The organism is Candidatus Methylospira mobilis (assembly GCF_009498235.1).
Taxonomy (GTDB): domain Bacteria; phylum Pseudomonadota; class Gammaproteobacteria; order Methylococcales; family Methylococcaceae; genus Methylospira; species Methylospira mobilis.
The window spans coordinates 141,479-167,872 of sequence record NZ_CP044205.1 but is presented as its reverse complement, the minus strand read 5'-3'; the positions used below and the strand labels follow the sequence as shown (position 1 = coordinate 167,872).

23 protein-coding genes are annotated in these 26,394 nt (G+C 55.0%); 6 read left to right on the top strand and 17 right to left on the bottom strand.

Annotated elements, in window-relative coordinates; genetic code table 11:
• Positions 1-50: 50 nt before the first annotated feature.
• The 3 genes from guaB (at position 51) to F6R98_RS00650 (ending at position 3,839) form a co-directional block, all read left to right on the top strand.
• The gene (gene guaB, locus F6R98_RS00660) at positions 51-1,514 is read left to right on the top strand and encodes an IMP dehydrogenase (RefSeq protein ID WP_153247289.1); all 1,464 of its coding nucleotides are present in this window, start codon (positions 51-53) and stop codon (positions 1,512-1,514) included.
• A gap of 12 nt (positions 1,515-1,526) precedes the next feature.
• Positions 1,527-3,128 (top strand): glutamine-hydrolyzing GMP synthase, encoded by a 1,602-nt coding sequence (guaA, locus tag F6R98_RS00655; protein ID WP_153247288.1) that lies wholly within the window; start codon positions 1,527-1,529, stop codon positions 3,126-3,128.
• 543 nt (positions 3,129-3,671) lie between these two features.
• On the top strand, positions 3,672-3,839 hold the full coding sequence (locus F6R98_RS00650; RefSeq protein ID WP_153247287.1) for a hypothetical protein: 168 nt from the start codon (positions 3,672-3,674) through the stop codon (positions 3,837-3,839).
• Positions 3,840-3,943: 104 nt separating this feature from the next.
• On the opposite strand, the gene F6R98_RS00645 is transcribed toward F6R98_RS00650, so the two are convergent.
• The 4 genes from F6R98_RS00645 to F6R98_RS00630 form a co-directional block, all read right to left on the bottom strand.
• Positions 3,944-4,939: a LysR substrate-binding domain-containing protein gene (locus tag F6R98_RS00645; RefSeq protein ID WP_153247286.1), complete on the bottom strand. Its 996-nt coding sequence runs from the start codon at positions 4,937-4,939 to the stop codon at positions 3,944-3,946.
• A gap of 59 nt (positions 4,940-4,998) precedes the next feature.
• A complete protein-coding gene (locus F6R98_RS00640; protein WP_194270073.1) occupies positions 4,999-5,808 on the bottom strand; it encodes a YHYH protein in 810 nt (269 codons plus the stop codon).
• A 74-nt stretch (positions 5,809-5,882) separates the two neighbouring features.
• A complete protein-coding gene (locus tag F6R98_RS00635; protein WP_153247284.1) occupies positions 5,883-8,108 on the bottom strand; it encodes a right-handed parallel beta-helix repeat-containing protein in 2,226 nt (741 codons plus the stop codon).
• A 222-nt stretch (positions 8,109-8,330) separates the two neighbouring features.
• Entirely contained in the window at positions 8,331-8,657 is a 327-nt protein-coding gene (locus tag F6R98_RS00630) for an addiction module antidote protein (protein ID WP_153247283.1), read from the bottom strand.
• Between the two features lie 688 nt (positions 8,658-9,345).
• On the opposite strand from F6R98_RS00630, the gene F6R98_RS00625 reads away from it, so the two are divergent.
• Both F6R98_RS00625 and F6R98_RS00620 read left to right on the top strand, forming a co-directional pair.
• Positions 9,346-10,956 (top strand): ABC transporter ATP-binding protein, encoded by a 1,611-nt coding sequence (locus tag F6R98_RS00625; RefSeq protein WP_228125013.1) that lies wholly within the window; start codon positions 9,346-9,348, stop codon positions 10,954-10,956.
• A gap of 35 nt (positions 10,957-10,991) precedes the next feature.
• Complete coding sequence (locus tag F6R98_RS00620; protein WP_153247282.1) at positions 10,992-11,243, top strand: hypothetical protein; 252 nt, start codon at positions 10,992-10,994, stop codon at positions 11,241-11,243.
• 46 nt (positions 11,244-11,289) lie between these two features.
• Here F6R98_RS00620 and F6R98_RS00615 read toward each other — a convergent pair whose 3' ends face one another.
• From F6R98_RS00615 to pstS (F6R98_RS00590), 6 genes are all read right to left on the bottom strand, one after another.
• Complete coding sequence (locus F6R98_RS00615) at positions 11,290-11,961, bottom strand: hypothetical protein (protein ID WP_153247281.1); 672 nt, start codon at positions 11,959-11,961, stop codon at positions 11,290-11,292.
• 18 nt (positions 11,962-11,979) lie between these two features.
• Entirely contained in the window at positions 11,980-13,038 is a 1,059-nt protein-coding gene (pstS, locus tag F6R98_RS00610) for a phosphate ABC transporter substrate-binding protein PstS (protein ID WP_153247280.1), read from the bottom strand.
• Between the two features lie 18 nt (positions 13,039-13,056).
• The gene (gene pstB / locus F6R98_RS00605) at positions 13,057-13,851 is read right to left on the bottom strand and encodes a phosphate ABC transporter ATP-binding protein PstB (protein ID WP_153247279.1); all 795 of its coding nucleotides are present in this window, start codon (positions 13,849-13,851) and stop codon (positions 13,057-13,059) included.
• 50 nt (positions 13,852-13,901) lie between these two features.
• Positions 13,902-14,816: a phosphate ABC transporter permease PstA gene (pstA, locus tag F6R98_RS00600; protein ID WP_153247278.1), complete on the bottom strand. Its 915-nt coding sequence runs from the start codon at positions 14,814-14,816 to the stop codon at positions 13,902-13,904.
• Positions 14,813-15,784 carry a phosphate ABC transporter permease subunit PstC gene (gene pstC / locus F6R98_RS00595; protein ID WP_153247277.1) on the bottom strand — a complete coding sequence of 324 codons (972 nt, stop codon included), beginning with the start codon at positions 15,782-15,784 and terminating at the stop codon, positions 14,813-14,815. The genes pstA and pstC overlap by 4 nt, the downstream gene beginning before the upstream one ends.
• A gap of 103 nt (positions 15,785-15,887) precedes the next feature.
• Complete coding sequence (gene pstS / locus F6R98_RS00590; protein ID WP_153247276.1) at positions 15,888-16,922, bottom strand: phosphate ABC transporter substrate-binding protein PstS; 1,035 nt, start codon at positions 16,920-16,922, stop codon at positions 15,888-15,890.
• A gap of 293 nt (positions 16,923-17,215) precedes the next feature.
• On the opposite strand from pstS (F6R98_RS00590), the gene F6R98_RS00585 reads away from it, so the two are divergent.
• A complete protein-coding gene (locus F6R98_RS00585; protein WP_153247275.1) occupies positions 17,216-19,705 on the top strand; it encodes a glycogen/starch/alpha-glucan phosphorylase in 2,490 nt (829 codons plus the stop codon).
• 87 nt (positions 19,706-19,792) lie between these two features.
• Here the strand turns inward: F6R98_RS00585 and F6R98_RS00580 are convergent, their stop codons facing one another.
• The 7 genes from F6R98_RS00580 to sufB all read right to left on the bottom strand — a co-directional run bounded on the left by F6R98_RS00580 (position 19,793) and on the right by sufB (position 26,366).
• Positions 19,793-20,431, bottom strand: coding sequence for a histidine phosphatase family protein (locus F6R98_RS00580; protein WP_153247274.1), 639 nt, complete (start codon positions 20,429-20,431; stop codon positions 19,793-19,795).
• A gap of 74 nt (positions 20,432-20,505) precedes the next feature.
• The gene (locus F6R98_RS00575) at positions 20,506-20,829 is read right to left on the bottom strand and encodes a non-heme iron oxygenase ferredoxin subunit (RefSeq protein WP_153247273.1); all 324 of its coding nucleotides are present in this window, start codon (positions 20,827-20,829) and stop codon (positions 20,506-20,508) included.
• Between the two features lie 17 nt (positions 20,830-20,846).
• Positions 20,847-21,305 (bottom strand): Fe-S cluster assembly sulfur transfer protein SufU, encoded by a 459-nt coding sequence (sufU, locus tag F6R98_RS00570; RefSeq protein ID WP_153247272.1) that lies wholly within the window; start codon positions 21,303-21,305, stop codon positions 20,847-20,849.
• Positions 21,305-22,546 carry a cysteine desulfurase gene (locus tag F6R98_RS00565; protein ID WP_153247271.1) on the bottom strand — a complete coding sequence of 414 codons (1,242 nt, stop codon included), beginning with the start codon at positions 22,544-22,546 and terminating at the stop codon, positions 21,305-21,307. Before F6R98_RS00565 ends, sufU begins: the two co-directional genes overlap by 1 nt.
• The gene (sufD, locus tag F6R98_RS00560; RefSeq protein WP_153247270.1) at positions 22,543-23,874 is read right to left on the bottom strand and encodes a Fe-S cluster assembly protein SufD; all 1,332 of its coding nucleotides are present in this window, start codon (positions 23,872-23,874) and stop codon (positions 22,543-22,545) included. Before sufD ends, F6R98_RS00565 begins: the two co-directional genes overlap by 4 nt.
• Position 23,875: 1 nt before the next feature.
• Positions 23,876-24,631: a Fe-S cluster assembly ATPase SufC gene (gene sufC / locus F6R98_RS00555; protein ID WP_153247269.1), complete on the bottom strand. Its 756-nt coding sequence runs from the start codon at positions 24,629-24,631 to the stop codon at positions 23,876-23,878.
• Positions 24,632-24,920: 289 nt separating this feature from the next.
• Positions 24,921-26,366 (bottom strand): Fe-S cluster assembly protein SufB, encoded by a 1,446-nt coding sequence (gene sufB / locus F6R98_RS00550; RefSeq protein WP_153247268.1) that lies wholly within the window; start codon positions 26,364-26,366, stop codon positions 24,921-24,923.
• Positions 26,367-26,394 lie beyond the last annotated feature (28 nt).

Genomic DNA, 26,394 nt, shown 5'->3' with positions numbered 1-26,394 from the left:
ATCCCTTGAAAGCCTTATAATTAGGGGTTTCGTTATAGGTGAGGTAAGCCATGCGCATAGTTCAGGACGCTCTGACGTTTGATGATGTTCTGCTGGTACCGGCGTACTCCAACATCCTGCCTCGCGATGTCTCGCTGACGACGCAGCTGACGCGCAAGATAGAACTCAAGATTCCGCTGATGTCGGCGGCAATGGATACCGTGACCGAAAGCCGTCTGGCCATTGCGATGGCGCAGGAAGGCGGCATCGGCATTATCCACAAAAACATGTCTGCTGAAAATCAGGCGCGCGAAGTCAGTTCGGTCAAGAAATTCGAAAGCGGCGTTATCAAGGACCCGATAACGGTGCCGCCGTCGATCAGCATACGCGAAGTGATGGCGCTGACGCGCGCGCGCAACATTTCCGGCGTGCCGGTGGTGGACAATGGGGAATTGGTCGGCATCGTCACCAGCCGCGACCTGCGCTTTGAAACGCGCCTGGACGAACCGGTGCATAAGGTCATGACCACCAAGGACCGGCTGGTGACGGTACGCGAGGGCGCCAGTCAGGCCGAAGCGATACATTTGCTGCACAAACACCGCATCGAAAAGGTTTTGGTCGTCAATGACCGTTTCGAATTACGCGGCCTGATCACCGTCAAGGATATTCAGAAAGCGAAAGACTACCCGCAGGCCAGCAAGGACGAACACGAACGTTTGCGCGTCGGTGCCGCAGTGGGCACGGGCGCCGGCACCGATGAGCGCGTCGCGGTACTGGCCGACGCGGGCGTGGATGTGCTGGTCGTCGATACCGCGCACGGCCATTCGCAGGGCGTGCTGGATCGCGTGCGCTGGGTCAAAAGCAATTTCCCGCACTTGCAGGTCATAGGCGGCAATATCGCTACCGCCGCCGCTGCACTGGCGCTGGTGGAAGCCGGGGCGGACGCCGTTAAGGTCGGTATCGGTCCCGGTTCTATCTGCACCACGCGTATTATTGCCGGCGTCGGCGTACCGCAGATCACCGCCATCGCCAACGTCGCCGACGCGCTCAGGGAATCCGGCGTTCCACTGATTGCCGACGGCGGAGTGCGCTATTCGGGCGATATCGCCAAGGCCCTGGCGGCAGGCGCCTATGCAGTCATGCTGGGCGGTCTGTTTGCCGGCACCGAGGAAGCGCCTGGTGAAGTAGAGCTCTACCAGGGACGCTCCTACAAATCCTACCGCGGCATGGGTTCGCTCGGCGCGATGTCGCAGCAGCAGGGTTCCAGCGACCGGTATTTCCAGGACAGCACCGAAGCTGAAAAACTGGTGCCGGAAGGCATCGAAGGCCGCGTACCCTATAAAGGCACGCTGCTCGCCATCGTGCACCAGCTGGTAGGCGGCATACGCGCGGCCATGGGGTATACCGGATGTGCGACAATAGAGGCCATGCGCTGCGATGCGCAGTTCGTACGCATCACCTCCGCCGGTATCCGCGAAAGCCATGTGCACGATGTAGCGATTACCAAGGAAGCGCCCAATTACCGTCTCGACTAAGGATGAACCATCATGACGGCCAACAGCACGACACAGAAAAAGAGCGGCGATATCCACGCGCATAAAATCCTGATACTGGATTTCGGTTCGCAATATACCCAATTAATCGCGCGACGCGTGCGCGAACTGGGCGTGTATTGCGAAATCCAGCCCTGGGACGTGGACGCTACGCGCCTGGCGGCTTTCAAACCGCAGGGCATCATTCTGTCCGGGGGACCGGAAACGGTTACCGCCGACAGCACGCCGCGCGCGCCTGCAGCCGTATTCGAACAGGGAGCGCCGGTGCTGGGAATCTGTTACGGCATGCAGGCCATGGCCGAACAATTGGGCGGCAAAGTCGAAAGTGCTTCGCACCGCGAGTTCGGTTACGCCAAAGTGCGCGCGCGCGGTCATTCCGCCTTGCTGCGCAATATCCAGGATTTCCGCTCGGAAGAAGGTTTCGGCATGCTCGACGTGTGGATGAGCCATGGCGATCAGGTTACCGTGTTGCCTCCCGGTTTCAAACTGATAGCAAGCACCGATAATGCTGAAATCGCCGGCATCGCCGACGAAGACCGGCGTTTCTACGGCTTGCAGTTTCACCCCGAAGTCACGCATACCTCCCAGGGCAAGCGTATTATCGAGCGTTTTGTGCGCGGCATATGCGATTGCAATACGCTGTGGACCTCACGCAACATTATCGAAGACAGCATTTCCAGCCTGCGCGAACGGGTCGGCAATGAGCAGGTGATACTCGGCCTTTCCGGGGGCGTCGATTCGTCGGTCGTGGCCGCGCTGCTGCACAAGGCCATAGGGAAACAGCTGATCTGCGTATTTGTCGATACCGGTCTGCTGCGCCTGCATGAAGGCGACCAGGTGATTGCGACCTTTGCCGAGCACATGGGAGTTCAGGTGATCCGGGTGAATGCCGCGGAGCGCTATTTCAGCGCGCTGGCCGGCGTCAGCGATCCTGAGCAGAAACGCAAGATCATCGGGGCGCTGTTTGTTGAAATTTTCGACGAAGAAGCCGCCAAACTGAGCGCCGTGCGCTGGCTTGCGCAAGGCACCATCTACCCCGACGTCATCGAATCCGCCGGCGTCAACGGCAAGGCGCAGGTTATAAAATCGCATCACAACGTCGGCGGCCTGCCGGAGAACATGAAGCTCAAACTGCTGGAGCCGCTGCGCGAGCTGTTCAAGGACGAAGTGCGCGCCATCGGCGTTGAGCTGGGGTTACCCGCCGAGATGGTGTACCGCCATCCGTTTCCGGGACCGGGCCTGGGCGTGCGCATCCTCGGCGAAGTCAAGGCCGAATATGCCGAACTGCTGCGCAAGGCCGATGCGATTTATATCGAGGAACTGTACCGCCACGGCCTGTACGACAAGACCAGTCAGGCGTTTGCGGTATTCCTGCCGGTGCGCTCGGTCGGCGTGATGGGCGACGGCCGCCGCTACGATTACGTCGTCGCATTGCGCGCGGTGGAAACCATCGACTTCATGACCGCGCACTGGGCGCGCCTGCCCTACGACTTCCTCGACGAAGTATCGCGCCGCATCATCAATGAAGTGCCGGGCATCTCGCGCGTCGTTTACGATATTTCCGGCAAGCCGCCTGCGACCATAGAGTGGGAGTGATGCGTTTCGCTTCACAGACGTTTGATTTCCAAGCAGGTTCGGAGTTTGAGAGCGAGTGGCGGTAAAGCCGGTCTCTCTTGGGAAAACACCGGTGGTCACCGACGCAGCATTGAAGAATCCCGAGCCCAAAGCTGCGTATTACAAAGTGACCGTCCCAGGCGGGATATACGACCGTCTAGCCAGCGGACACCATCTGACTTTGCAAAGCTACTCATAACACAAACCTGGGCCGCTGACTGACGAAACCTCACGGCTTGATCAATTAACCGATGTCTGTCGGCGTGGTCTTGATGAAGTTGCACGACTGATCGTTGGCGCGAAAACCAGGCCGAGCTGATGTCGGGGGTTTATCCGTAATTGCCATAAACGGGGTTTGAAGTCCAATGGTACAGAAACGTACGCTAACGGCCGTCAACTTTTTCCGTAGACTGGTTCAGCGGCCTTAGTTGCCCGTTCATCACCTGTTCTGCCGGTGTAAACGAGTAATCCCCCAGCACATTGACATGCCCATACCCGGTAGCAAATCTGCTGCCGGATCTGGGGTTGAACTCAAGCACCTCGGAATCGATCCGCCTGATCAAACAGGACGCGGTGCGTTTCGACGGCGAAAAAACCGCTTCCCCCAGACTGAAAGTGCAATGCTGCGGCCCTATGATCGTTCAGGCTGGCAAGCTCAAGATTGCCAAGGCAAGAGGAGCGCGCTGGGCTTAATCCTTCGACAAGCTTGAGGCGAGCGGCGTGTTACCAAGTTGATTTTTATTAATAAAGAATATAGCGCGATCAATCTCATCGATGACGTAGCAAAGCCGCTTACTCTATGAGGGCATATTCGTAAACAAGCCGCCAAAGTCGATCCCCCTGCCTTCGTGTTTTCTTTCGTCGTAAGGCGCTATCCAGGTATCGCGTATGCTTGCCTTGATTTTTTCTCTTAGCCAGCGATGCCCGGGATCAAATTGAGCATTGCGTTGCCATATCATGTACAGCGGCGCTCTGGCTACTTGCCATGGCATGGCATAACTGTTGATTTCGAAACGCCCCATCATCCTATGAACCAGTTGCTGCGTAGAGAACGCAAGAAGATCCGATTCGGCCACTATCAGCAACAATGTCATGAAGTTGGGAACTTTCAGCATAATGCGCTCATCAACGGCATCAAGCCAGCGATCAAGTTCAGGATGAGCAATATAGCCGTGCGGCATGGCATCATAAACTATGGCAAAACGCTCATTTAAGGCGTCTTCGCGTGTAAACGCATCTCTGATTCTCGGGTGGGCTTTTCTGGCAATAATAACAGGTTGGTGTTGATAGATTTGTTCGTGCGCCAAACCTTTGCCGGGAAACCGGCAATGATGCAGCAAGATATCCAGACTATTATCGCGTAACAGGGCAACCGCTTCTTTTTCCGGATCAATGCTGCGCATTGTCAAGCGCACATTGGGCGCTTCCGTGCTGATTATTTCATAGAGGGATTTACCGAGAATGGAACCGCCGCCGTAGCTGATAGAGATTGAAAACTCTCGGTGACTGCGTGACGGTTCAAACTCCAATTCGTCGGATAACCCGGTTCTGATCAGATCGAGCCCATGATGTATCTGATCATAAATTTCTTTGGCGCGCGGCGTCGGAATCAATGGCTGGCCGGGTTTACCGGTAAATAAAGCATCTTTGGTAATGTATTTGAGACGTGCCAGGGCATTGCTGACGGCGGGTTGCGTCATGCCAATGTGTTCCGCCGCTCGGGCCTGACTACCCTCTTCGTATACCGCCTCAAATACAGTGAGCAGGTTTAAGTCGATGCTTCGTAGATTCATCTCATCAGATCAGATATAGCAATCGGGCGATTTCCAGTGATTATCAACTAGGGTCAAGCTCAGTTTTTGATCACGGGAGGATGTTGAATGTTGGATGCCGGTACTTCTCCCATCAGGCAACGGATGCTGTAAGGAGAACCTTCGGTCAGGTGATAGTGGTAAATTCCCTGCGCGAACTCTCCCGTCTGCTCGGTATGTCCGTTGCATTCATCAAGTGGCGCGGGGTTCAATCCATCCTTCCCGTGAGGGCCATAGATGGGGAATCCGTCCAGGGCAACGCCGATGATCTTCGAATGCTCGCGGGGCTTGTCAATGGGATCGGTGATGCAATGAGGAACCCCGTGATAATGGTATGTCCCCACAGGAATGAATCCCGCAGGGGTCGCATGTCCGTTGCACGCATCGACGAACGATACGCCATCAAACGTAAAGTTGTGCTGGAGGGCGATTGTGTGATCGTCGGCTTCATAGGGGTTGAACAGTGCCGCGCCGCTCACCAGAATGCCAATGGGTCCGAGGCCGGTCGGGGTGGCGGCAGCCTTTTTCCGGGGATGGAGCGGAAGCGTAAACGCGTAATTTTGCGGCATGGTTGGGTCGTCGCCTACAAACAAGTCTGCCGCCAATTCCGGAACCACTACACCGGGTTTAGGGAGGAGATACCTGGTCGGGCGGGGGTGGTTTGGGATCCCATCGGAGAACAAGGCAAATGTGTCTGTGCCGAATGTAATCGTAACGTTCTTGCCCCATTGGGCAGACTTGATGCCGGCTGTCGTATCGATGACAGGTGCTGTTTCGGCGAAGACTGCACAGGGGGCAAAAATTACAGCGCTAATTGCTACGGCCAGTAGTTTTGGTATGTTTGAGTTCATATTTTCCTCAATCGCTTTATTCTTTACACATGGAATGTATTGGGTTGGCATCAGTTATTCAGGCGAGCGCCGGTTCAGTATATGTTCACTACCCCCTGATATGATGTATCCTTAATTATCGAGTTTTTTATATTTACAATACTTTGATCCAAATTAAATATATTACTGCCGCTTAAGGCCTGATTATGTATGAATGAGCTATTATCGATATCAACCATCGTTTCTTCGAGCTGCGAAGCCCGGCTGACAGCCAATACTCCTCCGGCATAATGCTCAGCCGAGTTGCCATCGAAAAGCGTGCCATTGAATTTTGCATGCGACCCATAATCGATATATACCGCGCCGCCATCTTTTTTTGCATGATTATTTATAAAAAAGCAGTTATTACAGTCAATTTTGTTACCCTCGCGATCCATAAGCGCACCGCCGTATATGGCGCTGTTGTTTTTGAAATAAGTATTGGTAATGACTAATTGCGCTTTGCCAAAAGCATAAATTGCGCCTCCTTCCTTCGCAAAATTATTGGCGAAGGTGCAATTGTGAATGGTCATGACAAAACCAGCAGCCTGATCATGCGGCCAGAAAGTTTTGCCGGCATGGTAGGCGAGCAATCCGCCGCCCTTGCCGTTATAGGTGAAACCGTCTGCATTTCCATCCTGAATGGTTAATCCGTCTAAAACAACATTATTTGCGCCGTATAGTACATGTTGAAAAACAAAGCCGGCTCTGCTTGATACGGCGCTGACTATCGTTGGATTTTCAGCAATGTTTCGCGCTTGCAATGAGGTTTCATTGCCACTGAAACCGCCATAAACCTCGATATTGTCGTATAGTATGAAGGCTGAAATAAGCGACTTATCCGCAGTAGAATAATACTTTCCTTTTTTAAGCCAAATCGGCGCGTGATTGACTGCCGCCATATTGATGGCCTGCTGTAAATCGGTTAGCGCATGTTGCCACGAGCTGCCGTCTTTCAAGGGGGAATTTGAGTCAGGAACCACATAAATGATTGAATTTTTCGAAGCCGGGTCAGTCATTACCGGCACCTGGTATGCGTCCCTATATTCTATAGCGCCGCCATTTTGAGCATAGAATTTTAGCAGGCTGTCAATCAAAGCGTTTTTTTGGATGGCGGCCCAGTCATATTTTTCCTGGTAACCGATTTTTGTGCGCGGCTGCAACAGTAAACGCTGGGAGGGTATTTGTGGTGACAGGTTGCTCATAAAAATAAATTTGCCCAGCGGAACCGCATGTTCTGCCGGTAATTCTGAATTTAATGTTGCGACCGTATCTTCATGCCAATTGTATATATTATCTATCCTGGAATTGATTGCTATTGGATTATTGTTGGCGCCGGTTCCCTGATAAAGTCCTGAGCCCATGCCGCTTGAAGCATGATTGTTTTTTATCGTAACATTCAGCAATAGCGGAGATGATCCCCCGTCATTACCTATGGCGCCGGCACTCGCTGCGCTATTCGATTCAAACAGGGAATTAACGATGATCGGCGATGAAGCAAAATCATTATAGAGGGCTCCGCCTTTGTCATCGCTGCGATTGTTTGTGAATTTTGAATTAATAAACTCCGGTGAAGCGCCTAAATCATTGCTTACCGCACCGCCTCGCATTAATGCGGAGTTTTTATCGAAAATGACATTAATAAACCGCGCCTGAGCAAGCTTTGCTTCCTGTACATTGTAAACTGCTCCGCCTTTTGCCGCGTGATTGTTTCTAAAAATACAATTCCTGACAGTCGGGCTTACCATGAAGTTGCGCATGCCTCCCCCATCATTCGCGTCATTTTTTCTGATTTCATCCGGGGTCAAGTGCATCTTTTTTGCTTCGGCGGTAGAATAGGCATCCTCAATAATAAATCCGTCCAATATTGCATTATTTTCGCCTTTAACAATAGTGATGGTATTTTTTGTTTTGTCGCCGCCGCCAATATTACCGCTAAGAATCGTCTTGTTTTTTCGATAATCACGTTCAGTCAGTTTGTTCTCATTCCCGGAAAACCCTCCGTAGACGGCTACGCCGCGTTTAAGATTAAACGATACTTTGCGATCGGTTTTATCTGGATGGTATGTTCCATGGGCTACCCATATTTCGTCGCCTGACTTTGCGTAACCAAGCGCAGTCTGCAAGGAATTAAATGCATTTTTCCAGTCAGTGCCGGTAGACGAAACATGAACATTGGCTGTAACGTGCCAAATTTGCCCGGCATTGCCGTCTGGAGCCCACGGGATTAGAAGAAAAGCCGCGATGATTCTGCAGCAGCCTATTTTAAAAGGTTCATTCATGATGGGTCTTTAAAAAAATAATCTAATTTATATTATTGAAATGCAATGAATATATTCGAAAACGAGGTCGAGTAAAGACCTTGGGTGGCGGGTGAAATATGCAATACGGATAAATAGCCAGTATTTTGCTATGCATTGTTTTGCTAAGCATTTATCCAAACAGTATGTGTTTTTACCTAACCCATCGACAAAGTGAATTAGGGAAACACAGACGGCTACTATTTACCTGGGAGCGCGCGTAGTCGCCGGTAGTTTTTGCTGAGTGAGGCGATAGCCCATGGCGTGCATGATGTCGTTCACGCTACCTAATTGCGGATTGCCGTTTTCAGACAGGGCTTTTTGTACGCCTTTCCGGCTTAGGCCGGACGCCTCCGCTATTCGGCTTACCCCTTTTACGCGGCTGACTACGCGCAGAGAGGATAACGGAACGGCGGTGTCGTCGTTTTCGGCGTATGCATCGAAGAAGATGTCGATGTAATCGTCTATTTCCTCCGGATGGTTGCGCAGGTATTCTTCTTCGACTTCGCTGATGGTTCTATAGTTGCTCATGGTTTAGATACTCCTTCCGAAGCTTTTGCCTGTTCAATGTCTTTGCTTTGGCTTCCTTTGTCTCCGCCACAAAGCAGGACGATGATCTGGTTATCTTGTTCACCGAGAGACACGGTAACCGGAACCGAAAAACAGGCGCAGTTCGCTGACGCCTTCTCGGGACAGGCTCACAATCGCCGTAGTTGCCTTGTTGCAGACGGGATACGCGGGCAAGAATCCGTTTTCGTCCCATGATATCCCTCAGGCCATAAAGCCACTCGGTAAAAGGTTCTTTCCCGTTATCCCCGGAATAGACGATAACCTGTTTTGGTGTTACTTCGTCTGTCAACGATCTGTCAACGATTTGATCTTATCAGTTGTCGCATTGCGAACCATAGTTCGCAATGGAGCTGAGTGCAAGCTGTTTTTTTAACTGCCAGTACCTATTCCGATCACTTTGGTGTGTCCCCGCGTACAATTCGTACGATGCGGTCAATCATGGTGCCCTTATCGTGACGATTTGCATAACGACTTTCTAATGGCAAGTTGATGTTGGGCAGGAGGCTGTCCGAAAAATAGACATTTTAAAAATCGACCACAGCATACACTGTTTTATCTTATATAATTAGAAAACAGATCGTGACTGGTTTCCAAGATTTGTCTTCTCGGACAGCCTCCGAGCCGCTTCTGCGGCGCCGGCAACCCTATCGTGTCGACCACTGTATTTCTCGTGACTCAACAGCCTTTATTAACCATAAACAATCTCGGCGTCGCATTCCGCCAGTCCGGCGAGGCAGTGGCGGCGGTACAAGGCCTCAGCCTGACCATCAACCGCGGCGAAACCTTTGCGCTGGTGGGCGAATCGGGTTCCGGCAAGTCGGTATCCGCATTGGCGGTGATGCGGCTGCTGCCCCGAGGTGGGCAGGTTGTTTCCGGCTCGGTGCAATTGAACGGCGAAGCGCTGTTCAAGCAGCCGGAATATCAATTCAATCGTATCCGCGGCCGCCGCATCGGCATTATTTTTCAGGACCCGCTTTCCGCATTGAATCCGGTAATGACGGTAGGCCGGCAGATCGGCGAAATGATCGACCAGCATTTCTCTTTCGATCGCGCGGCGCTGCGCGCCCGCACGCTGGCACTGCTCGAACAGGTCGGATTGCCGCGTCCGGAACAGCATTTGCGCCAGTATCCGCACCAGCTTTCCGGCGGCCAGCGCCAGCGTGTGATGATCGCGCTGGCACTGGCGGGCGAGCCGGAGCTGCTGATAGCCGACGAGCCTACCACCGCATTGGATGTGACCATACAGGCGCAGATTCTTACCCTGCTGAAAAAGATACAGCGGCAAACCGGGATGGCGCTATGGCTGATCACTCATGACCTAGGCATCGTGCACGATATAGCGGATCGAATTGCGGTGATGCGTTGCGGCGAAATTGTCGAAGAAAACGGCTGCGCGGCTTTTTTCGCCAAACCCACCCATGCTTATAGCCAACAATTGCTCAATGCGATGCCACGTATGCAAAGCTGCCGTGGTAGAGCATTGCCGGAAAAGCAGCAGACGCTGCTGGACGTTCAGGACTTTCGCGTCCATTACCCGGTGCGCAGCGGCATTTTTCAGCGCACCTCCGGTTATGTCAAGGCGGTGGACGGCGTATCGTTCAGCGTCGCTCGGGGCGAAAGCGTGGCGCTGGTGGGCGAATCCGGCTGCGGGAAAACCACGCTTGGCAAGGCCTTGCTGGGACTGATCAAGCACAGCGGCGGGCAATTTTCATTTGCCGGGCAACATCACGCCGCACATGCATTGCAGATTATTTTCCAGGACCCTTATGCGGCAATGGACCCGCGCATGCTGGTCGGCGATATCGTCGCCGAAGGCATGCGCGTGCAAGCACCCCAGGCGGATGCGGATACCCTCCGGGAGCAGATCGAACATTTGCTGGAAGCGGTCGGTTTGCCTGCAGCCTCGCGTTTGCGCTATCCGCACGAGTTTTCCGGCGGACAACGGCAGCGTATCTGCATAGCCAGAGCGCTGGCGGTTAATCCGGCATTGATTATCTGCGACGAGCCGACCAGCGCACTGGATGTTTCCGTGCAACGGCAGATTCTGGATTTACTGAAGACCTTGCGCAGTACGCAAAATCTAAGTTATCTTTTCATCAGCCATGATCTGGCGGTAGTCGCCGAACTGGCAGACCGCATTCTGGTCATGCATCGGGGCGTTATCGTCGAAAGCGGTCAGGCGGAACAGATATTGTTCGCGCCCCAACATCCCTATACCCGCCGCCTGCTGGCTTCGGTGCCGTCGCTGAGGATGCGCTAGCGGCCAATCAACAAGGACCAAAAGGAGAACCGGCCATGACTCCGCTCGAAAAGGTTGAAACGCTCTACGACGAACTGGTCAGACATTACGGCGAGGGCGAAGACCGCGAGATCCGGGCAGCCGCCAAGCTGTTGCTGGTCGCGCTGGCCAAATTCAGGGAGCATGGCGGTTCGCGCGGGATGGCTCTTGCGGATGAGTATCTGAACCTGATCAAAACCGACCCCGATAAATTCGAGCGCATCATAGACAGCAATCGCGGCAGGGGGCCTGATTCGCTGACGGCCTGAAGCTGACGGCCAACAGTTTCCCAGGCAGACGCCCTTCCGGGCGGAATCAAAGCAAATAGCCGCTATTGGCCTGATCCTTGAGAAAACCTGCAATGCGCGCCTTCAGGCGGTGCAAGCGGAACGGCCTGCTCAGGCTGGTTCTCGACAGTTTTTGAATCTGGGCGGAGTAATCGAAATATGCTCCGGCATTTGCTGTAGTCAACACGAACGGCGGCTGTCCGTCCTTCGCGAGGAAATAGCTCATCACCAGGGCGCCGGTACGGTCGTTACCCTCAATAAACAGCTGTGGTTCGCTCAGTATGCGGATATAAATACCCGCAGCGCAAAACCAGGCCGACTCATGACGGTGCAGAATATACCATTCGTACAGGCCTTGAATACCGCCGTCGGTACACTCGTAAAAACGCCTGATGTTGGCCATGATATGTTTTTTGTATTCGCGCCGATAGCGCTCGCCCGTTCCGCATAACACGCGGGTATTGAGTTCCAGCAGATAGGCCGAGTTGCCCAGCGCTAATAATTCGACCCTGGCTTCCAGCAGCTGACTGATTAGGGCATAACCCGAGATCATGTTCTCCACAACAGCGTCATCCATCGGTTCCCGGGAAAAATTCAACGCCTGGTTGATCCGCGGGAAGTCGCGTTGAACCCCTCTCAGCGACGCCTCAATCAACCGAAGATCAAGGCGCGGCCCTGGTTCGTATAACGATCTTTCCATACCTCTCTGGCGCGCGGATTATCGGATACTGTCCAATGCCTGACGCGACCGGGAAACGATATCGGCGGGCAATGGTATATAACCGAGCTCGTGGCTGTAACGCTGGCCTTCGGTCAGACCGAATGTCACAAACTGTTTAATCGCGGATGCCTTCTCCGTATCGGGATAACGCTGGTATAGCAGCAGCCAGCTCAAGGTCAATATCGGGTAGGCATCCGCGCCCTCGGGGTCGGGAATCATCAGACGCAGGTTATCCGGCATCTGCAGGGCGTTACCGGCCAGCGCTTCCACACCGGTCTGTTCGTTTGGCTCCTCGAAATGTCCGGCTTTGTTTTCCAGCCAGGCCATCGGCAATCCGAGACGTTTGGCAAAACCGTACTCCAGGTAGCCTATCGTTCCCTCGCTGACTTTGATGCGGGACGCCACGGCTTCATTGCCGTGAACCAGCATCGCGTTGCCCGGCCAGGCCACCGTCATCCCGGCTCCGGGGCCATTGTCGCGCCATTCCCGGCTGATCGCGCTCAGATGATTGGTAAAAGCATAAGTCGTTCCGCTGCCGTCCAGCCGGGCAACGAGAGTAATGCTCTGGTTGGGAAGGTTTAAATCGGGATTGGCCGCCTTGATTCTCGCATCGTTCCATCGGGATATTTTTCCGGAGAAAATGTCCCTGTAAACTTCCCGTGGAAGTTTCAACGGCCCGGTAAGACCTTTCACGTGATAGGCGAGCACGATGAGACCCGCCGTCGCCGGCACCAGTCGAACACCTCTTTTTACCTGGGCCATCTGCTCATCGTCAAGCGCTGCATCACTGCCGGCAAAGTCCAGCTTTTCGGCGAGAAAGCGCTGAACGCCTTCGCCGCTGCCCAGTTTCGCGTAGCCGATTCGGGACCAGGGATGCTGCCCGGCGTAAGCTTCTATCCAGCGCTGATAGAGCGGTGCGGGAAATGTCGCCCCGCCGCCGCGCAGCATCATGCTCTCGGACTGGGCTGCCGCGTCTCCCGCCATGACGGCAATACATGCTGAAGCGATTAGAATTAAGCCCCAAGGGCTTTTGCCGAAGCTGATTTTACTGTTCATCAGTATGACTCCGTCCGGCTAACTGAACTCGCCACGGATATATTCCTTGGTCAACTGTTCTTGCGGGTCTTCGAAGATTTGCCTGGTATCTCCAAATTCAACCAGATAACCGGTGCGCCCTCCCTTCGAGATTTCGACCGAGAAAAACGCCGTCTTGTCGGCAATGCGCATTGCCTGCTGCATATTATGAGTAACCAGCGCAATCGTATGCTTTTCCTTTAATTCGACCATCAGTTCCTCTATACGCCGGGTGGCGATGGGATCGAGCGCGGAGCACGGTTCATCCATTAAAACTACCGAAGGTTCGGTGGCGATAGCTCTCGCTATGCACAGCCGCTGTTGCTGGCCGCCCGACAGAGAAAGTCCGCTGGCTTTGAGCTTATCCTTGACTTCATCCCAGAGCGCGGCCTTCTTCAGGGCATTCTCCACACGCTCGGTTATGTTGCCCTTGTAGTGGTTCAAATGCAACCCGAATGCGACGTTATCGTAAATGCTCATCGCAAAGGGGTTGGGCTGCTGGAATACCATGCCGATATAGCGGCGCACCACCACCGGATCTACAGTGCTCTCATAGACATCCTGACCGTGGAAATGCACCTTGCCCTCGAAGCGAAACCCCTGCACCAGATCGTTCATTCGGTTGAGGCTGCGGAGAACCGTGCTCTTGCCGCAGCCCGAGGGACCGATAAAGCCGGTGATCCGGCCTTTCCGGATCGGAATATAACTGTCCCTTACAGCGAGAAAATCTCCGTAAAAAACCTTGTCCAGTCTGCAGTCGATGACTACATCGGATTGCGCTTCACTGCTCGCCATCTCATAGCCTCCCGCGGGTAAACCGCTTTCATTGCCGCTTTGCTCGAAACCTAGAATTTTTTGCGCCCCAACACCCTGGCAAGAATATTGAACAGCAGCACCAGCATCACCAGCACCAGCGAAGCGGTCCAGGCCAGTTCGATCTGATTATCGTAAGGCATGCCGGAAAAGTTGTAGATCAATACCGACAGCGAGGCGATGGGCGTCATCAGATCCGCTTTTCCGTTTTCCACGAACCAGTAGCTGCTGAACAGGGCGGTGAACAGCAAGGGCGCCGTTTCCCCGGCTGCGCGTGCAACCGCCAGCATTACTCCGGTCAGAATCCCCGGCAGCGCGGTTGGAAATACAATTTTCCAGACAACCTGACTGCGGGTACAGCCCATGCCGTAGGCGGCATTTTTCATATTGGAGGGTACCGTCCGCATCGCTTCTTCAGCAGTCAGCACCACAGTGGGCAGCATCAGCAGCGCCAGCGCAACCCCTGCCGCAGGCGCCGAGTAGGTGTGCGTCGTCATGACCACCACAGCATAAGCGAACACGCCTGCCAGAATCGAAGGCAATCCTGTCAGCGTCTTGGCGCTGAATCGCGCAACATGGGCCACTCGACTGTCCGGCTCCAGTTCTCCCAGAAAAATTGCGGCCAGAATGCCGAAAGGAATGCTGATGAGCGCACCGATGCCTACGGTCACCAGCGTTCCGACTATGGCGTTGCCGAAACCGCCGCCTTGCTCGAAACCTGCCGGCGGCAGTTCCGTCAAAACCTCCAGGCTCAGCCGGTGCCCTCCGCGAACGATCAATCCATACAGAACAGAAACCAGCGGAACGCTGGCGATAATAGCAGCCAGCCATGCCGCACCGCTCAATAGGGTGCTGAACAGGCCGCGAGGCTCCAACAACGAGCGTTTCAGGCTGGGTATCTCGCCCAAGGTCTGGTTGTTTGCCAAAAGAGGATCAGGCACATTCATTTGTCGGTTCTCATTTGCGAGGAAGTGAGCGTCATGATGGCGGTGCCGACCATATTCACAGCCAGTGTGATCAGCAGCAGCACCAGGGCGGCGTACATCAGCACCGGCACCTCATGCTCGCCCGCTTCGGGAAAATTCAGCGCCAGCAGCGCGGCAAGGGTATTGCCCGGAGAAAACAGGGACAGGCTGAGCTGGTTGGAGTTGCCGACCAGCATGGCCAGCGCCATGGTTTCCCCGAGCGCCCGGCCGAACCCCAGGACCAGGGCTCCGAAAATTCCGGTCGAAGCCGTAGGCAGTATCACGCGCAGGATCGCCTCCCAGCGCGTAGCGCCCAAGCCGAAAGCCGCCTCCTTGATGCGGTGAGGCACCTGTCTGATGGCGTCCTGCGACACGGCTGCGACGGTCGGCAGTATCATGATGGCCAGCACCAGCGCCGCCGGCAGCATACCCGGTCCGCTCAAGGTCGTGCCGAAAAACGGAATCCAGCCGAATTCGGCATTCAGCCAGTCGGCTATCGGACGGATGGCCGGAATCACCACAAAAATGCCCCAAAAGCCGTAGACGACGCTGGGTATGGCGGCCAGCAATTCGACGATGGTGCGGAAAACCAGAGCCAGCCGAGCCGGGAGAAAATCCTGAGTCAGAAAAATCGCCATGGTGACGCCAAAAAATCCGCCGATAATCAAGGCCAGGATCGAACTGTAAAGGGTGCCCCAGATTTCCGGTAAAATCCCGAAAGTCTGCTTATTGACATCCCAGGTAGTGCCCGTCAGAAAACCGAGATGATATTCGCTGATGGCGGGTACAGCCTTGACGCCGATGACGCCGAGGAGCAGTCCAACCACGATGAGCAGAAACCAGGCGCAAGCCGTGGCCAACCCGCGGAACAAGCGGTCCAACAGATAATCGGCCTGCGCAGGCGGCCGCGAGATTTGTGTGCTGGTTGCGTCCTCTTCAAATATTTTCATGGCGCTTACTCTATGGGTGCAGGAGAAGCAAACGGTGGAAAAATTACGGAGGATGCGTTCCGGCCGTCTCGAAGTCCAGCGCGGCCTCCGCTAACAGTTTTTTTCACTGAATTTTCCGGGCCGCAACGCGAACAGCCGATACGACATTCTCGGGAAGCGGGATATAGCCCATTTTGGTGCTCAATTTCTGTCCCTCGGTCAGCCCGTACTCGACCACATCGCGCAGGATTTTGGCCTTTGCGGGCGTGGCGTTCCGCTGGTAGAACAGCATCCAGGTAAAGGTGGCTATCGGATAGGATTTTTCACCATCCGGGTCCTGCACCCAGGCAATCAGATTTTCCGGAAGCTGCGCGGTGGCCAGCGTCGCCTGACCGCTTTCCGCGCCGGGCCGGATAAACCGGCCGGCTTTATTCTGCAGTTCGGCCATCTCGACCCTGGCGCCGACGGCATAAGCGTATTCGATGTAGCCTATCGCGCCGGGCGTCTGCTTGATAGTGGCGGTGACGCCGTCGTTCTTCGGCGCGGCAACGATTTTGTCGCTGCTCGGCCAGTTCACTGTGGTTCCGGCCCCCGGTCCCTGCCGCCACGACGGGCTTACTGCGCCGAGATGATGGGTAAACACAAAAGTCGTGCCGCTGCTGTCGGCCCGGCGCACTACGGTAATGGGCAGATCCGGCAGTTTCAGGCCGGCGTTCGCGCTCTGAATGCGCGCATCGTTCCATCGGGTGATTTTACCGAGAAAGATATCCGGATAGACGTCCCGAGACAGTTTTAAACCCTGCGGATTGCCGGGCAGATTATAAGAAATGACGATTTCTCCCGCAGTCATCGGCAACAGGACGGCCCCGCCCTCGACTTTGGCAATTTCGTCAGGGGTCATTGCCGCGTCGCTGGCGGCAAAATCAACCGTGCGGTTAATGAAATCCAGGACGCCTGCGCCGCTGCCTTTGGCCTGATAGTCAATGTTGGCGTCCTTGTGATCGCGGCTGTAGTTTTTGAACCAGGCGGAATACAGTGGGAAAGGAAAACTGGCTCCTGACCCCGTCAGCCTTAATTTTTCTTCCGCGGCCGCCGGATTGAAGGGAAACAGATTGAGAAAAACACCAAACAAGCATGACATAAAACAGAGCTTATTCATGGGATGACCCTCAGATTTGGGGGAGATGAAGAGGATGGACACCTAACATATAGATATCGCATATGAATACTTGATGACAAAAACTTAATAAATAAAAATATATTCAAATTGACGAAGAGTAGTGGTTTTCATCACCTTGTCATCGGCGCTCGTTAAAAGTGTCGTAACTATTCCACACGTATGTTGTGGAGTAGACTGTCAGGGTGGAAACCTCGCTATCGTCAGCCCATTTCCTGCCCCCGCCCCACATGCCTGACCAATCGTTAGCTCTGCCAAATACCAAGGAGACTTCCATGACCGTAAAAACGCCAAACGACAACCCGCTGCCGCAGGCCGAACATGAACATGTGCGAACCGGAACCAGTCCTCGCGCACTGAAAGCCGCTTTCCAGGACAATCTCAACCTGGTTGTCGGACGTCCGCTGGAAATTTCCACAGCCGAGGACCGCTATCACGCCGTCGCGCTTTCGGTGCGCGACCGCATCATGCAGCGCTGGATAAAACAGGTCGAACGATGGAATGGCGCCAATCTCAGACAGGTTTCCTACTTGTCGGCAGAGTTTTTGATGGGGCCGCATCTGGGCAAGGAAATGCTTAATCTTGGGATTACCGAGCATGCGCGCCAGGCGATGACCGAGCTGGGTCTCGATCTCGATCAATTCATCGGTCTGGAAGAAGAGCCCGGTTTGGGAAACGGCGGATTGGGCAGATTGGCAGCCTGCTATCTCGATTCGCTGGCGACCGTCGGCTACCCGGCCATCGGCTACGGCATACGCTACGAATTCGGCATCTTCGATCAGATCATCAAGGACGGCTGGCAGGTCGAGGTCACCGATAAATGGCTCCGCTTCGGCAACGTCTGGGAAATCGCGCGTCCGCACTTTGCCCAGGTGGTCAAACTGGGAGGAAATAGCGAGCATTACACCGACGAACACGGAGCGGATCGGATACGCTGGGTTCCGGGCCGGGTCGTGGTGGGCACACCTTATGACACGCCGATACTCGGACACGGCGTGGAAACCTGCGCCTTGCTGCGGTTATGGAGCGCGGAGGCGGCCCAATCCTTCGATTTTGCAGACTTCAACCGCGGCGATTATTACGGAGCGGTGCATGAGAAAGTCTATTCGGAAAATATCTCCAAAGTCCTCTATCCCAATGACGAGCAGATACAGGGCAAGCATTTGCGTCTCGAGCAGCAATATTTTTTCGTCGCCTGCTCGATCAAGGACATGATACGGCTCTGTCTGCGCAGGGGGCTGCCGATCGAACGTTTCAACGAGATGTATTGCATCCAGCTCAACGATACGCATCCGGCCATTGCCATCGCGGAATTGATGCGCCAGCTGGTAGACAAGTTCGCCCTGCCCTGGGAACAGGCCTGGGACATTACGCGCAAGTCTTTCTCCTACACCAATCATACCCTGCTGCCCGAGGCCCTTGAAAAATGGCCGCTGCCTTTATTCTCGTCCGTGCTGCCGCGCCACCTCGAAATCATCTACGAAATCAACCACCGCTTTCTCGATGAAATTCGCATCCGCTATCCGGGCGACGAAGGAAAAGTCGAACGCATGTCGATCATCGACGAGAGCGGTGAGAAATACGTGCGCATGGCCAACCTGGCGGTTATCGGCAGCCATGCCATTAACGGCGTAGCGGAACTGCATTCCGAACTGGTAAAGAGCCAGCTGTTTGCGGACTTCCACGAAATGGCGCCGGAAAGGTTTCATAACGTGACCAACGGCGTTACCCCGCGGCGCTTCATCGCTTTGAGCAATCCGGGACTGGCGCGGCTGATAGACGACAAGATCGGCGATGGCTGGCTGACCGATCTCGACCGTCTTAAGGGACTCGAAACCTACGCCAACGATACCGGGTTTCAGCAGGTCTGGGCCGATGTAAAACGCGACAACAAGATACGTCTTGCGAAAATCATCAAGCACCGCACCGGCATCGTAGTCGATCCGGCATCGCTGTTCGATATTCAGGTAAAACGTATTCATGAATACAAGCGCCAGCATCTGAACGTGCTGAATATCATCAGCCTGTATCAGCGCATAAAACACGACCCCAAATACGTCGGCACGCCCCGCACCTTTATTTTCGGCGGAAAGGCTGCGCCCGGTTATTTCATGGCCAAGCTGATCATCAAGCTGATTAATTCGGTGAGCGAGGTCATCAATCACGATCCGCAGGTACGGGATATGATCAAGGTCGTGTTTTTGCCGGATTATAACGTCAAGCATGCCCAGAACATTTATCCGGCCGCGGATTTATCCGAGCAGATATCGACCGCCGGCAAGGAAGCTTCCGGTACCGGCAACATGAAGTTTTCGATGAACGGCGCGTTGACCATAGGCACGCTGGACGGCGCCAACATCGAGATTCGCGAAGAGGTCGGAGAAGAAAATTTCTTCCTGTTCGGCTTGACCGCCGATCAGGTCGCCTCGCTGAAAACGGATGGCTACGCCCCCTACGATTATTATCACGGCGACATGGAGCTCAAGCAGGCTATCGACCTGATCAACTGCGGACTGTTTTCGCACGGCGACACCAGGCTTTTCCGTCCGCTTACCGATCACCTGCTGCATCATGACGAATACCTGTTGATGGCGGATTACCGGCCCTACGTGGACTGCCAGCAGGAGGTCGATCACGCTTATCGCGATCCCGCGCACTGGACTCATATGTCGATACTGAATGTCGCACGCATGGGTAAATTCTCGTCCGACAGAGCCATCCGCGAGTATGGAAAGAACATTTGGAACATAGAGCCCTTGCAATAAGCGTAACGGGTATTCGCCGAATGGAAATATCTTGCCGGTAATCCGGTCAGCGCCATGGATGGCCTTACGACTTTTACCGCCCGTAACTCAGGTGCCCGGACGCTCACGAAGCACCGAACGCAGATGGGATCGATCTCCCAGGCGAACGAGCAAGGGTCCGTGCGTGCCGAACTCGACCACAGCCACCGAGGCCACCAGCACGTTCACCCGGTCGCGGTAGCTCCCGACATCAATCCCCATCAGACTGCATAACAAAAGACGCAGTGTCGCCTTGTGGGAAATCACCAATACGTTGCCACTGGCATGTTCCGCCTGAATTTCGGCAAGCACGCCCAGTGCGCGCTGCGCCACGTCTATGCCGCGCTCACCGGCAGTAGGCGCATTCCACCCCGGGTCGGCCAGCCAATGCAGATAGTCATCGTGATATTCTCGCTCCACCTCTGCCGGCGACTTGCCTTCCCAACAGCCGTAATCCAGTTCGCGCAGGCCGTCGCGCAGGCGCATGTCGAGTCCTGTCAGCCGACAGATCGGCGCTGCGGTCGAGCGGGTTCGCAGCAGCGGACTGACATAGACGGCAGACCATGAGTGCTCCTGGTATGCTTCCGCGAAATCATGGGCCATCTCATGGCCTGCTTCCGTCAGGTCCGGGTCCAACCTGCCGCAATAGCCGCCGCTAAGGCTTGCTTCGGTTTCGCCATGTCTCAGCAAATATAAATTCAACGACATCGTTTTATCGCTCCTTCGCATGTACCTGTGCTTTCAGCGGTGCTGGACATTACCCGTAATTACGGGAAAAACCGTCAATCCGCCTCGCGCACCTGAATTACACTTTGTTCGATACGCACCGGAAATACGCCGATATTTTCGTAAACAGGCCCCAGTAAAGCTTTGCCGGTTTGCAGGCAAAAGCGTCCGCCGTGCCGCGAGCAGATGATTTCGCGGCCCTCAAGCATGCAATTCCGCGAAATAGCCGAGCGGTCGTGAGTACAAATATCTTCGATTGCGTAATATTCGTCGCCGATACGGAATACTGCCACAGCCGTGCCGTTGACGTCCACGACGACATGCTCGCCGGGAGCCAGATTACCTTCCGGGGCTACGTCAATCCAGTTAGCGTCTACCATATATCTCGTCTCGGCCGCTATTCCGTGGTCACCGATGCGACGTCCGCATCATCCTTCAGCGCCGCTTCCAGGGAATGCCAAGCCAGCGTGGCGCATTTGACGCGCGCCGGAAACGCGCGCACACCGGCCAGAACCGCCAGCTTGCCCAGACCTTCGAGATTGGCGTGATCGTCCTGCCCGGTGGTGATGCGATGAAACAGCTCGAACAATTCGTGCGCCTGCGCCTCGGTGTGTTCTTTGACGATTTCCGTCATCAGCGAGGCGGAAGCAGTGGAAATGGCGCAGCCCTGCCCCTGGAAGCTGACATCCTTGATCACATCGCCCTCCTGTTTGACGTACAGCGTGATGCGGTCGCCGCACAACGGGTTAAAGCCTTCTATGGTGCGCGTCGCATCCTCCATGACTCTGAAGTTGCGCGGGTTACGGTTATGGTCGAACACCACTTCCTGGTACAAATCGCGGATATGCTCCAACATTAGCGAAATACCTCTATCAGTTCTTCTATGCCGTCGATCAGTTTATCGACTTCTTCGCGGGTATTGTACAAGGCAAACGACGCGCGCGCGGTGGCCGGCACATGATAAAAATCCATGACCGGCATCGCGCAATGATGCCCGGCGCGTATCGCGATACCGACCTGATCCAGTATGGTGCCGATATCGTGCGGGTGGATGCGATCCAGCGTAAACGACAGAATCGCGCCTTTGTGCTTCGCGGTTCCGATCAGCGTCAGGCCGTCAACCTGCTCGGCCTTATGTGCCGCATACGCCAGCAGATCGGCTTCATGAGACGCGATGGCGTTGATGCCGATACCCTGCACGTAATCCAGCGCCGCGCCCAGCGCGATAGCGTCGGCGATATTGGGCGTACCGGCTTCGAAACGATAAGGCAAACCGGCATACTCGGAACGCTCGAAGCGAACCTGGCGGATCATGTCGCCGCCGCCCTGCCACGGCGGCATCGCCTTCAGCAAGGCTTCCTTGCCATAGAGCACGCCTATGCCGGATGGGGCATATATTTTGTGGCCGGAAAAGGCGTAAAAATCGCAACCCAGCTCCTGCACGTCCACCGCCAGATGCGGAACCGCCTGCGCGCCGTCCAGCAGCACTGGAATGTCGCGCGCATGCGCCAGCGCAATCATGTCCTTGACCGGGTTGAGCGTACCCAGCGCATTGGACATATGGGTCACCGCCACCAGGCGCGTCCGGCCGGACAGCAGACCGGCAAAGGCGTCCAGCAACAGCTCGCCCTGCTGCGACATTGGCGCGACCTTGAGTACAGATCCGGTCTGTTCGCACAGCATCTGCCAGGGTACGATATTGGAATGATGTTCCATCGCGGTGATCAGTATTTCGTCTCCCGTCTGCAAACGGGGACGGCCATAGCTCTGCGCCACCAGATTGATGGCTTCGGTAGTGCCGCGCACGAAAATAATTTCCTCGATTTTGCGCGCATTGATATAGGCGCGCACCTTGGCGCGCGCGCCTTCGAAAAGATCGGTGGCGCGCTGGCTCAAGGTATGCACGCCGCGATGCACGTTGGCGTAATCGTGCTCATAGACATGCGTGATCGCGTCGATTACCGCTTTCGGCTTCTGTGCGGAAGCGGCATTATCCAGATAAACCAGCGGATGCCCGTTGATATATTGATGCAGCGCCGGGAAATCCTGACGTAATCGCAGTACATCCAGCTCGTCAGGACGCATTGCATGTATCATAGCCAATCCCTCCGTATGTCGGTATGCGGAAAACTGTCAAGCAGGCGATCCTGCACGCGGCTGCGCAAGCTGGTTAAAGCTATCTGTTCCACGCGCTCATACGCAAATGCAAATATCAACATATTACGCGCGGTCGCAGCATCAATGCCTCTCGATGCCAGAAAAAACAGGGATTCGGGAGCTAGATCGCCAACACTGAACCCATGGGAACAACGCACGTCGTCGGCCAGTATTTCGAGTTGCGGCTTGGCATCGATTTCGGCATCGGGCGACAACAGCAGATTGCGGCTGTTCATCGCTGCCGAGGTCTGCTGCGCGCCGGGAGCCACCACGATGCGCCCCTGAAACACGCCGCGCGAACGATCCATCATCACGCCGCGGTATTCCTGCCGGCTCACGGCATGCGGCTCAGCATGCACGATGCGGGTATGGTTGTCGATATACTGCCGGTGCCGTCCCAGAAACAGGCCGCTCAACCGGCACTCCGCGCCCTGCCTGAGCTCCGAGGCAATATCATTGCGCACCCAGGATCCGCCCAGCGTAATATTGTGCTGTATCAATAGCGAAGACGGCGATTGATCCGCATGCAGCGATGCGAAATGAGCGGCCTGTTCCGATTCGGCCTGTATCTTGAAATGCTCCAGCCGCGCTGACGGCGCCAGACTCAACCCTGTCGACGCCGAAGTCATGCAGTTAACTCCGGGCGCCGAAACATAGGTCTCGATCAATTGCGCTGACGCGCCTTCTCCCAAAACCGCGAGGTTATGTGTAACAGCCAAACCTTCAGCCCGTGTCGATATATGCAGCAATTGCACCGGTCTGTTCAAAACCGCGCCTGACGGAATTTCCAGATACATACCGTCGGTGAATACCGCCGCATTAAAATAAAAAAGGCCGTGACGATATGAAGCATCGGCGCCCCGCGCTGTCTGGCTATGCAAGCGAACGCGCTCGGGAAACTCGCTCAACGCCCGGTTCAGACCGGTCAACACGACACGCGGGGCCAGACCGTCCAGACGGGACAAAGCAGGCGCAAAATAACCGTCGAGCAATACTATCACCCAGGCATCAGGCAAGAACCAATGCTCAAGCAAACGTGCAGCGCTTTCCGGCGGTTCCGGCAACAAGGTTGACGCAGGCATGAAGCTGCGTTTTAGCATCGGCAAAGGCGCCATGTATTTCCAGGCTTCGTCCCTGACCGTTGGGAAACCGGACGCGCTGAAACGATTACGCGCCTGTTCACGTTCAGCTTTCAGCCAGTCGGGCAGCCGCTCGTTCCGGCTGGCAATAGCATGGGAGACCTCGTCAAGATATTCGGCGACACTCATATCAATTACCCGTCACACCCTGATCGATCCAGCCATAACCGTGTTTTTCCAGCTCCAGCGCCAGACCGGCATCGCCTGAACGCACTATGCGCCCCTGCGCCAGTACATGCACGAAATCCGGTTTGATGTAATCAAGCAGGCGCTGATAATGCGTGACCAGAATAAAAGAACGCTTGGGATCGCGCAGACGATTGACGCCTTCCGACACGCATTTCAGCGCGTCGATATCCAGTCCCGAATCGGTTTCATCCAGTATGCACAGGCTGGGCTCCAGCACCGCCATTTGCAGAATCTCGTTGCGCTTCTTTTCGCCGCCGGAAAACCCCTGGTTGACCGCGCGGTACAGAAACTGCTCGTCCATATCGACCAGTTTGACCTTGTCCTTGATCATCGCAATAAAATCCATCGCATCAAGCTCGTTCAACCCGCGATGGCGGCGCATCGCATTCAGCGCGGCTTTGAGCAGGTAGATATTGCTGACCCCGGGAATCTCCACCGGATATTGAAACGCCAGAAATACCCCCTCTCGCGCGCGCTGCTCCGCCGGCATCGCCAGCAGATCGCGCCCCTGGTAGCTGATACTGCCTGCGGTGACTTCATAGCCCTCGCGTCCGGCCAGCACATGCGACAGTGTGCTTTTGCCGGAGCCGTTCGGCCCCATTATGGCATGCACTTCGCCCGCCTTGATCTCCAGATCTATACCCTTGAGTATCGGTTTGTCGCCTATGCGGACATGAAGGTTTTTTATTTCTAGCATGGTATGGTTTCTCTAATTAGCCGATGTTACATACTGTCCACGAAAGACACGAAAGACACGAAAGACACGAAAAACACGAAAACACTTCACAATCTTCTCCTTCCAACCGTCGTGGCTATCAAGCCCACCCATATTACCGCCGCCCCTAAAGAGTGAGGGTGATAATATATCTTTGTTTTCGCAGTGCGCCATACGTCTTCTCTGCCCCCTCATTCTTTTTTTCGTGCCTTTCGTGTCTTTCGTGGACAACGTCTTTTACTGCTTTACAGTACGCGCGTAACCCCAATTACTAACCTACACTGCCTTCCAGACTGATGCCCAGCAGCGCCTGCGCCTCCACCGCGAACTCCATCGGCAACTCCTTGAACACGTCCTTACAGAAGCCGTTGACGATCATCGAAACGGCATCCTCGGCGGACAGGCCGCGCTGGCGGCAGAAAAAAAGCTGATCCTCGCTGATACGCGATGTGGTCGCCTCATGCTCAACCTGGGCGGTAGGCTGTTTTACTTCTATATAGGGGAAGGTATGCGCGCCGCAGCGGTCGCCGATCAACAGCGAATCGCACTGAGTGTAATTACGCGCGTTCTCCGCGCTGTTCAGCACCTTGACCAGACCACGGTAAGTGTTCTGCGCGCGCCCGGCGGAAATGCCCTTGGAAATAATGGTGCTGCGCGTATTGCGTCCGATATGTATCATCTTGGTGCCGGTATCGGCCTGCTGCCGATGGTTGGTCAGCGCCACCGAATAAAATTCGCCGGCTGAATCGTCGCCGCGCAGTATGCAGCTGGGATATTTCCAGGTAATCGCGGAACCGGTTTCCACCTGCGTCCACGAAATGCGCGAACGCGCGCCGCGACACTCGCCACGCTTGGTCACAAAATTGTAAATTCCACCACGCCCTTCCTCGTCGCCGGGATACCAGTTCTGCACCGTCGAGTACTTGATTTCCGCGCCTTCCAGCGCTATCAATTCCACGACGGCGGCATGGAGCTGGTTTTCGTCGCGCATCGGAGCCGAACAACCCTCCAGATAAGACACATGGCTGTTGTCTTCGGCGATAATCAGCGTGCGTTCGAATTGGCCGGTTTTCGCGGCGTTGATGCGGAAATAGGTGGACAGCTCCATCGGGCAGCGCACGCCCTTGGGGATATAAACGAAAGAACCGTCGGTAAATACCGCTGCATTCAACGCGGCAAAGAAGTTGTCGGCAGCCGGCACCACCTGCCCCAGATACTGCCGCATCAGGTCGGGATGTTCGCGCACCGCCTCGGACAGCGAGCAGAAAATCACTCCGGCAGCCGCCAGCTTATCCTTGAATGTGGTCGCGACGGAAACGCTGTCGAAAACCGCATCGACGGCGACGCCGGCCAGCTTTTTCTGCTCATAAAGCGGAATGCCCAGTTTGCTATAGGTTTCCAGCAATTTCGGGTCGACTTCGTCCAGGCTTTTCGGCGTATTGCCTGACTTGGGCGCCGAGTAATAACTGATTGCATCGTAATCGATCGGCGGGTAGTTCAGATAAGGCCAGTGCGGCTCTTCCATGGCCAGCCAATGCCGGTATGCGTCCAGACGCCATGCGAGCAGCCATTCGGGCTCCTGCTTGCGCGCCGAAATAGTTCGTATCACCTGCTCGCTCAATCCCGGCGGCAGCGTATCGGATTCCATCTCTGTCACAAATCCCGGCTTGTAATCCTGGGCCATCATCTTTTCCAGGGTTTTTGCTGTCGCGGACATGATTTCCTCGTTCAATGTTAATGGGTAT